We start from the raw sequence: 11,129 nt of genomic DNA on the forward strand, positions 1-11,129 counted from the left end.
CGAATTTGTCGGCTGCCGGCACGATCCGGACCGAACGCCGCGGGCACCGCGGCGCAAGGATGACGGGTGGAGCCGGATCCATTAGTGATGCAACCTTGCAACGCGGAGAAATTCATGCCGGTTCCAAGTCAATCGACACTCGCTGCCGTGCTGGACCATGTCGATGCCAGCTTGCCGGCATCACGCGCCAACCTGTTCGATTTGTTGCGCATCAAATCGATCAGCGCGCAGCCCGCCCATGCGGCGGATTGCGTGCAGGCGGCGGACTGGTGGCGCCGCCAGTTGGCGGGGCTGGGATTCGAGGCCTCGGTTCAGCCGACCGCCGGGCACCCGGTGGTCGTGGCCCATATCGCCGGTGCGCCCGACTACAACGGGCCCCACATCCTGTTCTATGGCCACTACGACGTGCAGCCGGTCGATCCGGTTTCGCTGTGGCACAGCGATCCGTTCGATCCGCAATACGTCGACGGCCCGCGCGGCAAACGCTTCGTCGCTCGCGGCGCGGTCGACGACAAAGGCCAGACCTTGATGTTCCTCGAAGCGCTGCGCGCCTGGCACGCAGCTGGCGGCGGCATCCCGGCGCGCATCACCGTGCTGATCGAGGGCGAGGAAGAAGTTGGGTCGCTCAACCTCGACCCCTTCCTGCGCGATCACAAGGCTGATCTGGCGGCCGATCTCGCGCTGATCAGCGACACCGGGATGTGGGACGTCGACACGCCGGCCATTACCACGCGGTTGCGCGGAATGACCTATGCCGAGGTGACTCTGAAAGCGGCGAACCGCGACCTGCACTCTGGCCTGTATGGAGGTTCGGCGCTGAACCCGATCAATGCGCTGACCAGGATTCTCGGTGATTTGCAGGACGAGAACGGCCGTATCCAGCTTCCGGGTTTCTACGACAAGGTTGCGCCGGTGAGTAATTCGCAGCGGGCGCAGTGGGATGCGCTGGGCTTCGACGAGGCGGCGTTCCTCGGCGGCATCGGCCTGACGACGCCGGTGGGCGAGCGCGGCTACGCTCCGTTGGAGCGGCTTTGGGCACGGCCAACCGCGGACATCAACGGCATCTGGGGCGGCTACACCGGGGCCGGCAGCAAGACGGTGATCGCCGCGGAAGCATCGGCGAAAGTGTCGTTCCGTCTGGTGCCGAACCAGGACCCCGACGAAGTGATGGCGCAGTTCAAGCGGTTCGTCACGGATCGGTTGCCGCCGGGTGCCACGGCCAGCTTTGCCGAATTTTCCCGCGCCCCGGGAATCGAGGTCAACGTGGACAGCCCCCATGTCCGCGCCGCCCTCGACGCGCTCAGCGACGAATACGGCAAGCCGGCATTGCTGATGGGCAGCGGTGGGTCGATCCCGGTGGTGACGTCGTTGCGCTCGATCCTCGGTGTGGACTCGCTGCTGATGGGCTTCGGGCTGGACGACGATCAGGTGCATAGTCCGAACGAGAAATTCGAGGAGGCCTGTTTCCACCATGGCATCCGCTCGCATGTGCGGCTGTTGGCGAAGTTCGCCGGCGGTTGATCGGAAACACCGTCCCCGACACCCCGGCCGTCAGGTTATCACAAAACTGTGACACTCGGTGAGCTATTCCTGCTTGCTTAGCGTGCTGGCGGCGGTTCCTTAACATCGGGCCGCAGACAGGTAGTGCCGATGCTGTCGGAGCAGGATGCAGGTCTGGTCGAATATGAGCGGTTGCGATCGGTGTTCGAGCACGCACCGGTCACGCTGTCCGTCACTGTCATCAACGCGATCCTCACCGCCTTTGTCCTGGCGCCGCTCGATGGCAAGCGGCTGACAGCCGCTTGGGTCGCCGTCATGGTGATCGTCTCGGCGGTGCGCTGGATCCGCGGTCGGAGTTTTCTCAGACGGCGTCCCGAAGCGGCAGCAACTGCACGGTGGGCCGTGTTCAGCGTCCTCGGCTCGTTGACGACGGGGATGCTGTGGGGTTTCAGCGCGACGATGATGTTTCCCGCGGAGGAATCCGATCAACTTTTCCTCGCGCTGGTCATCGGTGGCATGGGCTCGGGTGCCGTCGCGGTCAACGCCGCCCATCTGCCCACGGTGTTGGCTTTCATCGTGCCGTCCAGTGTGTCGCTGGCCGCGAGTTTCTTCGCCGAGGGCGCCGCCTGGCGCGTCTCGTCGCTGATGATCGTTTTGTTCGCGGCGGCGCTGACCGGAATCAGCCTGGAAGCGCATCGCAAGTTTGGCGAACGTATCCGGCTGCGCATCGAACTCGGGCACGAACAGCGCAAATTGTCCGAGACCAACCAACGCCTGCTACAGGAAATCGCTCAACGCCAGACCGCCGAGGCAACGCTGCACCAGGCCCAGAAGATGGAGGCGATCGGTCATCTAACCGGTGGGATAGCGCACGATTTCAACAATCTGCTGCAGGTGATGATCGGCAGCATGCACATGATCCGCCGGCTGGGCGCGGACAATCCCAAGATCGTCAAATACGCCGACGCGGCGGAGCAGGCCGCCACCCGGGGCTCGCAACTGACCAGCAGTCTGTTGACCTTCGCTCGTCGCCAGACCCTTGAAGCGAGGCCGGTCGATATCAACGTACTGCTGCGCGAGTTCGAACCGATATTGCTGCGAACGGTCGTCGCCAGGGTGCGGTTCGAGATGGTCCTTGCGGCGGATTTGCCGTTGTGCCACGCCGATCCCGCGCATTTTCAATCAGCCGTGCTGAACCTGGTGATCAATGCCTGCGACGCCATGCCTGAAGGCGGTGCTCTGTCCATCACCACCGGCGTCGCCGAATTGGCGCCCACCGACCTGGCCGGCAATGACGATGCCGCTCCCGGCCGGTTCGTCAGCCTTTCGGTGCGCGATACCGGTTTCGGCATGACCCCGGAGGTCATGACCCGCGTTTTCGAGCCGTTTTTCACCACCAAGGGAGTGGGCAAGGGCAGCGGCCTCGGGTTGTCGCAGATTTATGGGTTTGCTCGTCAGTCGGGTGGCCATGTGCGGCTGCTCAGCACACCGAACGAGGGAACCCAGGCGATACTGTGGTTGCCGGTCTCAGCCCTCTACGCTGGCTTAGGCGAGATCGCCGACAAGCCGCAACAGATGGCGACCAATCAATCTCAGCGATGACGCCCCCGGCGGACGCAAAGGATCGTGACGGCGCGCCGGACCTGCTGGCCAGCCTGGATCGCGCGTTCCCCTGGCTGAACCACATCTTTGCCGATGGCGGCTATGCCGCACCCAAACTGAAAGAGGCTTTGAACAAGCTCGGTGATTGGACCGTCGAGATCGTCAAGAGGTCCGACGTCGCCAAGGGGTTTTGTCCTGCTACCCCGCCGATGGGTCGTCGAGCACACGTTTGCCTGGTTGAACCGCGACCGCCGGCTAGCCAAAGATGTCGAAGCCAGTGTCGAGAGCGCCGTGACATGGCCCATCGTCGCCAGCATCAAGCTCATGTCGCGTCGTCTGGCTGTCGCATGAACGGCGTCGGTCAATAAATACCCCAAGCAAAAATGCCTTCAATTGTTCCACCGATTCGAGTCAGACTCTCAAAGATTTTGCGAGTGAGTAGTTTGTTCGAATAATGCCGACAGCAGAGCGTTTTGCCGACCTTGAAATCGTCATTTAGGCGCTCTCACCTCATGCGGGCCAAGTTTGCTCAAGAAACCCCTGCCCCGCTACCATACAGGGCGCATGATCGATCAGGACGCGCTCAGCTGGATTGAGAGCTGACCGACGTGGTCAACGAGGAGACCGGGCAGAGCCGAGGTATGAGTCTTACCGCCTCGGAATGATTTTGCGAAGGAATCCTGATGGATGGCTGCCTCCTAGCGATCGATCCAGCTTATTTCGCCATGACCGGCGGCCACGAGCGCAGCCTCTACCGCGTTGCCCGGAAGCACGCCGGCGGCGGTGGCCCGGAAGGATTTGCCATCTCGGTGCCGACGCTATTTGAAAAATCCAACCGTCGTCCGTAGCAATGATCTACCAGGTTTCGATTTGAGCCGACCCGGGTGAAGCGTCCACAAGACGCGGGCCTGTGCCGAAGACGTCAGAAGCTGAAGCATCAGACCATTCGCGGCCGATTGCGACCGGATTGCAACCGGCTTATCCGTCGCATCCGTTCCGTGCCGCGAACTTCGCCGGCCTGGCCCACCGCCGGTCAGCCGACCGAGACCGAAATAAACCGCAAAAGCTCGTGATGCGACATGGGTTTTTCCAGCACGGTCATGACGCCGAGGCTGGCCGCCTTGCGCTCGACTTCGGTATCATGGATTCCGGTTATCAGAAGGGCGGGGATGTTGATGCCGCGATCGGTCAGGTTTTCGATCATCTCCAGACCCGTCATACTGGGCATATTCTGATCGACAACAAGGCAGGCCAGGCGATCGAATTTGGCTGTGGAGAGAAAATCCATGCCCGAACGGTAGGTCTCAAATTGGTATCCCATCGTCTCCAACAGGCCGCCGAGGACATCGCCGACGTCATCGTCGTCATCGATGACTGCAACGATGTTCGCATTGTCCCTGTCCATGAAAACCTTCCCCGAAAATGGTCGCCGTCGGTTGGCGACATCCAACTAAGTGCGATGCTAGCCGCCTGTAGCAACCTTAATAACCCCTTAAGCAGCGGATCACTTGCTATTTATAGTTCCGGCCCATACATAACGGGCTCATGTCAGTGCGAATCGAGTGGATCTGGTCCAGGGTTGGCTTCTGACCCGGCCGGCTATTGCCGTCGGTTTAGCCAACGACTTGAAACCTATATCAATCCGCCCAAGCTCCCAAGGAATACTCAGGCCTCCAAGGAATACGCAGGCCTAAGGAATAACTCGACCCGGCGGCTGCGGCACGCTACCAGCCTGCGGGGGTCAGGACCGATGCGGTTCCTGACACAGGGTGGAAGACGGTGTCATGATGTTATTTTTCCCAGGTGATGGAATTGTCTGAAAATCTGAAATTGAACCCCGATGCCGCATCCGGCGGACCCTCGCCCGACCCGAACCCGCTGGCGCCTGGCGCGGAACCGGGAACCACATCAAACGCAGGTGGCCCGCAGTCGGAAGATTCCGGACCAAACGACGATGCCGAGTCACAAATGCGCAAGGCGCTGGGGTTGATGGGTGAATCGCAGCGACACCGCCCCGAACCGGAGCGAATGGATCACACCGCCCGCATGGGTGACCGTTTCAATGGCGGATTGCACCGCCGGCGGTTCGTGCAGGATGGCGATGTCCCGGTTACAGTCCTGCGACGGGAGCCTGGGGTTGAGCCACCGGCCCATCGCGGCGTGGTCACCCCGACCGGGCCTACGAGCAGCCGATTGCAACGAACAGAGGCCGCGCTCGCCGCCGAAACCGCGGCGCGCGACAGGGCCGATCGGTCGCTGATCGAAACCCAGGGCGTAGTCCGCGATCTGCAGACCAAGATCGGCCACGCCGAGTTGGCCAAGAACGAAGCAATTGAGGCGTTGCGCCGCGAACGTGAGGCGATCGGCGACCTGCGTGCCGAAGTCGCATCTCACCAAGAGCAGCTAAGGGCTGCGTTTGAACAGCTACGCTCCGCGGAACGCAGCGCCAACCTGCACCACGACGAATTGGCTGAGGAACGCAATGCCCGGCGGATCGCCGAGAAGTCGCTCCGGATGGCGGAAGCCACCCGCGATTCCGCGCAGCAGCTTATACGAGCGCTTTCCGACGAATCGCCGACGCCAGTCGGAATGTCGGGAACAGATCAGGTAGTTGCCGAATCGGAATCCGAGGTCTTCGATGCCTCTCAACGTCGTGGCCACCCAGCCGAGACCGCCAAGTTGGAGCCTGAACCAGTCAAGTGGTGGTTGAACACCAAGCCATCTGGGAAAAAGCGCTAGACCGGCTCGACGCGGCGCGAGCGGTTATCCGTTTTTTTGCCAGCCAGTCTCGGTCTGTTGCCAGTACGTCTTGGGATGGCCAGCGTCCTGGACTGCCCTCCATCTGCTGCGCGCGGCCGCGACCGCATCGGGGGCGTTGCCATCGAACATGTCGAACACCCGGTCGTAGCGCTCGAAGCGACCGGTCTCGGCGCCCTCGGTCAAAAATAGATAACGCGCCCCGTTCGGCGGTTCCGCCTCAGTGCTAAGCCAGATAGGTTGCAGGTCGGGGTCGCCGTCCGCGATTGTGCCATGCGGCAGCCAGGCCGGTTGCGCCCAAAGCGCTGTGCTCAGCGCATCCAGCGCCGCGGCACTTGGGCCAAGCACCAGCGCGCGTTGCCCGGCGGCCAGCGTGCGGGTCAGAAGCTGCGACAGGGTCTGCGCCAAGGTCGATCGGGTCAGGTGGTAAAACCCCACTTCGGTCATTGACTGCCCTTGGCCACGATCAGGAACGCAGGACACACTACCCCGCCGCGCGCGCCCAGCCGATCGGCGTGGATGGTCATCGCCTAACTTTCGTAGTGGTCGGCGACCAGACGATCCAGCAGCCGCACACCAAATGCCGTGGCTCCCTTCGGCGTCACAGCGGTGTCCTTCGTGCTCCAGGCCATGCCGGCGATATCCAGATGCGCCCACGGCTTGGCGTTGACAAAACGCTGGATGAATTGCGCGGCGGTGATCGACCCGCCAGGCCGGCCGCCGACATTCTTCATGTCGGCAATGTCAGAGCGGATCTGTTTGTCGTATGCGTCATCGAGCGGCATCCGCCAGACCCGCTCGCCGGTCGCCAGGCCAGCCGCGGTCAGCTTTTGCGACAGGGCATCGTCGTTACTGAACAGGCCGGCGTATTCGTGCCCAAGCCCAATAATGATGGCACCAGTCAAGGTAGCCAGATCGACCATGAATTTCGGGTCGTATTTCTGCTGTGCGTACCAGATGACATCAGCCAGCACCAGGCGGCCTTCAGCATCGGTATTGATGACCTCTATGGTCTGACCCGAGTAGCTGGTAACCACGTCGCCGGGCCGTTGAGCGGTTGCCGACGGCATGTTCTCCACCAGCCCGACCAGTCCGATGGCATCGACCTTGGCGCGTCGCCCGGCCAGCGCGGCCATCAGCCCGATGACGGTGCCGGCGCCGGCCATGTCCCACTTCATGTCCTCCATGCCGCCAGCCGGCTTGATGCTGATACCGCCGGTATCAAAGGTCACGCCCTTGCCGACGAACACCACAGGCTTGTCCTTGGACTTACGCCCATTGCCGCCGGCGCCGTTCCAGTGCAGCACGACCATTCGAGGCTCCTTCGCGCTGCCCTGCGAAACCCCAAGCAGCGCGCCGAAGCCCAGCTTGCCCATCTCCTTCGGGCCGAAGATCTCGACCTTCAGGCCCAGTTCGGAAAGCCTGCGACAACGCTCTGCCATTTCCGGCGGGTCGAGCACGTTGGGCGGTTCGGTAACCAGGTCGCGGGTCAGGAACACGCCCTTTGCGGTGGCGTTCAGTGGCTCCCATGCCGCTTTCGCCTTGGCCGCTTCCGCGGTCAGCACTGTGATCCTGGACAGCTTCGGCTTGTCGTCGGGCTTTTCCTTGGTGCGATAGCGATCGAACCGATAGCTGCGCAAGATTGCGCCGAGCGCCACCTCGGCGCATTGTTGCGAGGTCAGTGCGCAACTGGCGACCGCGACGGCGGCTTCATGCGACAGATTGGCAACGATCGTGCCACCAGCTTCCTCCACAATGGTCTGGCTGATCTCGGCCGGCTTGCCCAGACCGATAGCCAGTACTCGTGTGATCCCGGCGCAGGGCGCCAGGATCGAGCAGATCTTGCCTTTGCCGCCCTTGAACTCGGAAACCCTGAAGGCTCGCTCGATGGCGCCCCCGGCAACCTCGTCCAGTTGCTCCCATAGGCCAGACGGTTTCTCGCCCTCATGAATCAACAACGCGAGTGCGCCGGACTTCGGCAGGGCCGGCTTGGCGAAGGCGATATCGGGCATGTTGCGGACGTCTCCGATCATTCGTCCGGGCAGGCTAGCCCGCTTCGGCGCGCTTTGCCATGCGGAGCGGGCTCTACCTTGACTGCACAGAGTGATTATGGCGTTCCTGCATGACGCAGATTCTGGCCGCCGACAAGGCTGGCGTATCCCACGCGGCGGCCCTGCTGCGGAGCGGGGCCGTGGTCGCATTCGGCACCGAGACGGTGTACGGCCTGGGCGCGGACGCGACCAATGCGGAGGCGGTGGCGGCAATTTTTCACGCCAAGCAGCGGCCGCGGTTCAACCCTCTGATCTGTCACTATGGCTCCGCACGGCGGGCGTTTGAGCATGTGATCGCGGATCAGCGTGCGTTGCGGGTGGCGGCGGCGTTCTGGCCGGGTCCGCTGACGTTGGTGCTGCCACGACGGCCGCAATGCCCGGTCGCGCTGCTGACCGGGGCCGGGCTCGACACCCTTGCGGTGCGGGTGCCGCGGCACGCGCTCGCGCTGGCCTTGATCGAGGCAGTCGACCGCCCGATCGCGGCGCCGTCCGCCAACCGGTCTGGACAGGTCAGCCCGACCTCGGTCCGCCACGTGATGGACGGGTTGGCCGGACGCATCGCGGCGGTGCTGGAGTGCGGCCCGTGCGAGGTCGGGATCGAGTCGACAGTGCTGGACCTGAGCGGGACGGTGCCCGTACTACTGCGTCCCGGCGGGATCACGGCCGAGGACCTGCAGGCGTGCCTCGGCCCGGTCGGACACACCGCCGTTTCCGGCGCCGCGCCCCGATCACCGGGCCTGATGTTGTCGCACTACGCGCCGCGACTTCCGGTCCGGCTCAACGCGGATACGATGGCTGACGACGAGGCGGTGCTGGCGTTCGGGCCGCCACCGCCAGGTGGCTGCTGCCGGTTTCAGCTCAGTGCCTCGGGCGACAGCATCGAAGCCGCCGCCCGGCTGTTCGAAGGATTGCGCAGTCTGGACGCCGACGGTGCCCGGCTCGGCGCGTCCAGAATCGCGGTGATGTCGATCCCGAAAATCGGGCTTGGGCCGGCGATCAACGATCGGCTGCAACGGGCGGCGGCGCCAAGGACAGGATAGGCTTACCCGCGGTACGGGGTTTGCACGGCACCCGCCAGGCCCCCAGATGAGTCCCGTGACCGAAATCTCGCTGATCCTGTTCGACCTCAACGGTGTGCTATACCTCTACGATCGCGACGCGCGGATCGCCCAACTGTCACTGGCGACGAAACGATCGCCCGACCACGTGAAGGCCGCGATCTGGGATTCGGGGTTCGAGGACACCGGCGATACCGGCGCGCTCGACGCCGTCGGATATCTGCGTGGTTTCGCCGCATGTCTCGGCTGCGATCTATCCGAGGCTGATTGGGTCACCGCCCAGCAGGCCGCCGTCACGCCGATCGCTCCGACCTTGGCACTGCTGTCGCGCATTCGGACAGGCGTGAGATGTGCCGTGCTGACCAATAACAATCTGTTGGTGCTGAAGCATTTTTCGATCCTGTACCCGGAGGTTACCGGGCTGGTCGGCGCCCGCGCCTGCGTTTCCGCTGAGTTCGGCGCCCGCAAACCCGACGCTGATGTGTATCTAAAATGCCTGGTCCGGCTGGCTGCGGCGCCGGCAGAGACGTTGTTCGTCGATGACAGTCCCGCCAACGTCGCCGGCGCCCGAGCGGCTGGGCTGGTCGGCTGTGATTATGCGGGCGCCGAGGCGCTGGCAATCGAGCTCGATAAAGGCGGTCTGCTGGAACGCTGACCCAGCCTCTATTACGTCCAGTCTGTGTGACGCCCAGTCTGTGTGACGCCCAGTCTGTGTGACGCCCAGTTTGTGTTGCGCCCAGTCTGTGTTACGCCCAGTCTGTGTTACGCCCAGTCTGTGTGACGCAATGAAAAATCAGCTTGCTATTTTATTCGTCCGCCACGAACGGTGACCGCCGCGAAACACCCGCTCCGGGTTCCAGCCTTGCCGCGGCCGACCGCAAGAGCCGCTTGATCGCCGCATCGATCAAGCGGAGATACATCCGGGTCAGTAACAGGTTGTCCCGCAGGTAGTTGAAATGCGAGACGCCGCCATCGCCTTTACTAGGATATCGCACCCGGGTCGGCAGGTGAATGAGCGGTGTGGCCTCCCAGGCGAGACGAACGATCGCCTCTGGATCGAAATCAAAACGGTCCATCCCGCGACTCGTCCGCATCACCCCAAGCAGGGCGTCGATCGGATAGACTCGGAAGCCGAACAGCGTGTCGCCGACGCGGCGCCAGGTGAGCAGAGCCGCGCTGGCGTTGCTCAGGCGCCTTGACACGACACGGATCCAGGGCGCGTCGCTGCCGAACGCCGGGCGACCCATGACCACCGCCCGTGGAGCGGTAGCCGATGTCGCCATGAAGGCGCCAATACGATCGGCGGGATGCTGGCCGTCCGCATCCATGATCAGCGCGTGACTGAAACCCGCCGCTTGCGCCGCGATCAATCCGTGCCGTACCGCGGCGCCCTTGCCCTGATTGCGGGGCAACCGCAGCACGCGCAGCGCCGGGTCGGTTCGCGCCATCGCGTCCACCGCCTGGTCCGAGCCGTCGCTGCTGCCGTCGATCACCACCCAGACCGGCGCCCAGCATGCCCGGGCCGCGACCACGGTGTCGGCCAGAATCCGTCCGCTGTTGAAGCTTGGGATAACAACCAGATGGCTGTCAGAGACTGTCGCGCGAGACATGCGGCAGACTTCGCCGGCGTCGCTCCCCCAGGCCTGCCGGTCGTCGGCGGCCAGCGATATCGAATTGGTGAAAACGCAGTTGTCCGGTTGCATACAGATCGATATGATAACATCCTGCTTAGCTCAATCGCAAGCCGAGAACTGTTGCTCGGAGTTACTCCACAAAGCTTGGTCCTGGATCGCACCAAGACCATCGCCCCAAGACGATCGCCGGTATAAAAAGCTATTTCAATTCAAGCAGCTTCTGCTATGAGGCATGGGTGATGAAGATGACCGACCAACCTCTATCCTCGGCGCTCACGCCGCAAACACTGGACCTCGCGCAGTTGATCGTTAGTACTCTGAATCTGGATGTCGCGGCCTCGTCGATCGATCCGCACGCGCCGCTGTTCGGCGAAGGTCTGGGGCTGGATTCGATCGACATGCTCGAAATCGCGCTCGCGGTGTCGCAGACCTACGGCGTGAAGCTGCGGGCCGACGACAGCGAAAATCATCGCATCTTCGGTTCCCTGGCCAGCCTGAGCGAACACATCCAGCAACATCGCGGTTGA

General features: G+C 63.1%; 11 protein-coding genes and 1 pseudogene. 8 read left to right on the plus strand and 4 right to left on the minus strand.

All coding sequences use genetic code 11. The features are described 5' to 3' along the window. The first annotated feature begins 114 nt into the window (after positions 1-114). From ACQY4Y_RS09725 to ACQY4Y_RS09740, 4 genes and pseudogenes are all read left to right on the plus strand, one after another. Positions 115-1,521 carry a dipeptidase gene (locus tag ACQY4Y_RS09725; protein WP_428490342.1) on the plus strand — a complete coding sequence of 469 codons (1,407 nt, stop codon included), beginning with the start codon at positions 115-117 and terminating at the stop codon, positions 1,519-1,521. A 129-nt stretch (positions 1,522-1,650) separates the two neighbouring features. Then, on the plus strand, positions 1,651-3,102 hold the full coding sequence (locus tag ACQY4Y_RS09730) for an ATP-binding protein (protein ID WP_428490343.1): 1,452 nt from the start codon (positions 1,651-1,653) through the stop codon (positions 3,100-3,102). Between the two features lie 8 nt (positions 3,103-3,110). Then, positions 3,111-3,453 (plus strand): annotated as a pseudogene (locus ACQY4Y_RS09735) (transposase); the annotation flags it as partial. A 332-nt stretch (positions 3,454-3,785) separates the two neighbouring features. Then, complete coding sequence (locus ACQY4Y_RS09740; RefSeq protein ID WP_428490344.1) at positions 3,786-3,950, plus strand: replication initiator protein A; 165 nt, start codon at positions 3,786-3,788, stop codon at positions 3,948-3,950. Positions 3,951-4,135: 185 nt separating this feature from the next. Here the strand turns inward: ACQY4Y_RS09740 and ACQY4Y_RS09745 are convergent, their stop codons facing one another. Continuing rightward, positions 4,136-4,507, minus strand: a complete 372-nt coding sequence (locus tag ACQY4Y_RS09745) for a response regulator (RefSeq protein ID WP_428490345.1) — start codon at positions 4,505-4,507, stop codon at positions 4,136-4,138. 755 nt (positions 4,508-5,262) lie between these two features. On the opposite strand from ACQY4Y_RS09745, the gene ACQY4Y_RS09750 reads away from it, so the two are divergent. After that, positions 5,263-5,841 (plus strand): hypothetical protein, encoded by a 579-nt coding sequence (locus ACQY4Y_RS09750; RefSeq protein ID WP_428490346.1) that lies wholly within the window; start codon positions 5,263-5,265, stop codon positions 5,839-5,841. Positions 5,842-5,865: 24 nt separating this feature from the next. Here the strand turns inward: ACQY4Y_RS09750 and ACQY4Y_RS09755 are convergent, their stop codons facing one another. Continuing rightward, on the minus strand, positions 5,866-6,306 hold the full coding sequence (locus tag ACQY4Y_RS09755) for a DNA polymerase III subunit chi (RefSeq protein ID WP_428490347.1): 441 nt from the start codon (positions 6,304-6,306) through the stop codon (positions 5,866-5,868). An 83-nt stretch (positions 6,307-6,389) separates the two neighbouring features. Further along, on the minus strand, positions 6,390-7,871 hold the full coding sequence (locus ACQY4Y_RS09760) for a leucyl aminopeptidase (RefSeq protein WP_428490348.1): 1,482 nt from the start codon (positions 7,869-7,871) through the stop codon (positions 6,390-6,392). Positions 7,872-7,981: 110 nt separating this feature from the next. Between ACQY4Y_RS09760 and ACQY4Y_RS09765 the strand changes: the two genes are divergently transcribed. Beyond that, entirely contained in the window at positions 7,982-8,950 is a 969-nt protein-coding gene (locus tag ACQY4Y_RS09765; protein WP_428490349.1) for an L-threonylcarbamoyladenylate synthase, read from the plus strand. Between the two features lie 55 nt (positions 8,951-9,005). Further along, positions 9,006-9,623 carry an HAD family hydrolase gene (locus tag ACQY4Y_RS09770; RefSeq protein WP_428490350.1) on the plus strand — a complete coding sequence of 206 codons (618 nt, stop codon included), beginning with the start codon at positions 9,006-9,008 and terminating at the stop codon, positions 9,621-9,623. A 151-nt stretch (positions 9,624-9,774) separates the two neighbouring features. Here the strand turns inward: ACQY4Y_RS09770 and ACQY4Y_RS09775 are convergent, their stop codons facing one another. After that, positions 9,775-10,578, minus strand: a complete 804-nt coding sequence (locus ACQY4Y_RS09775) for a glycosyltransferase family 2 protein (RefSeq protein WP_428490351.1) — start codon at positions 10,576-10,578, stop codon at positions 9,775-9,777. A gap of 263 nt (positions 10,579-10,841) precedes the next feature. On the opposite strand from ACQY4Y_RS09775, the gene ACQY4Y_RS09780 reads away from it, so the two are divergent. Continuing rightward, the gene (locus ACQY4Y_RS09780; RefSeq protein WP_428490352.1) at positions 10,842-11,129 is read left to right on the plus strand and encodes a phosphopantetheine-binding protein; all 288 of its coding nucleotides are present in this window, start codon (positions 10,842-10,844) and stop codon (positions 11,127-11,129) included.

It is taken from the genome of Rhodopila sp. (assembly GCF_965277165.1).
Lineage (GTDB): Bacteria > Pseudomonadota > Alphaproteobacteria > Acetobacterales > Acetobacteraceae > Rhodopila.

Coding starts and splice junctions, on each gene's coding strand:
- ACQY4Y_RS09775 (WP_428490351.1), bottom strand. CDS start 10,578: ATGTCTCGCGCGACAGTCTCTGACAGCCATCTGGTTGTTATCCCAAGC.
- ACQY4Y_RS09745 (WP_428490345.1), bottom strand. CDS start 4,507: ATGGACAGGGACAATGCGAACATCGTTGCAGTCATCGATGACGACGAT.
- ACQY4Y_RS09780 (WP_428490352.1), top strand. CDS start 10,842: ATGAAGATGACCGACCAACCTCTATCCTCGGCGCTCACGCCGCAAACA.
- ACQY4Y_RS09755 (WP_428490347.1), bottom strand. CDS start 6,306: ATGACCGAAGTGGGGTTTTACCACCTGACCCGATCGACCTTGGCGCAG.
- ACQY4Y_RS09760 (WP_428490348.1), bottom strand. CDS start 7,871: ATGCCCGATATCGCCTTCGCCAAGCCGGCCCTGCCGAAGTCCGGCGCA.
- ACQY4Y_RS09730 (WP_428490343.1), top strand. CDS start 1,651: ATGCTGTCGGAGCAGGATGCAGGTCTGGTCGAATATGAGCGGTTGCGA.
- ACQY4Y_RS09725 (WP_428490342.1), top strand. CDS start 115: ATGCCGGTTCCAAGTCAATCGACACTCGCTGCCGTGCTGGACCATGTC.
- ACQY4Y_RS09765 (WP_428490349.1), top strand. CDS start 7,982: ATGACGCAGATTCTGGCCGCCGACAAGGCTGGCGTATCCCACGCGGCG.
- ACQY4Y_RS09740 (WP_428490344.1), top strand. CDS start 3,786: ATGGATGGCTGCCTCCTAGCGATCGATCCAGCTTATTTCGCCATGACC.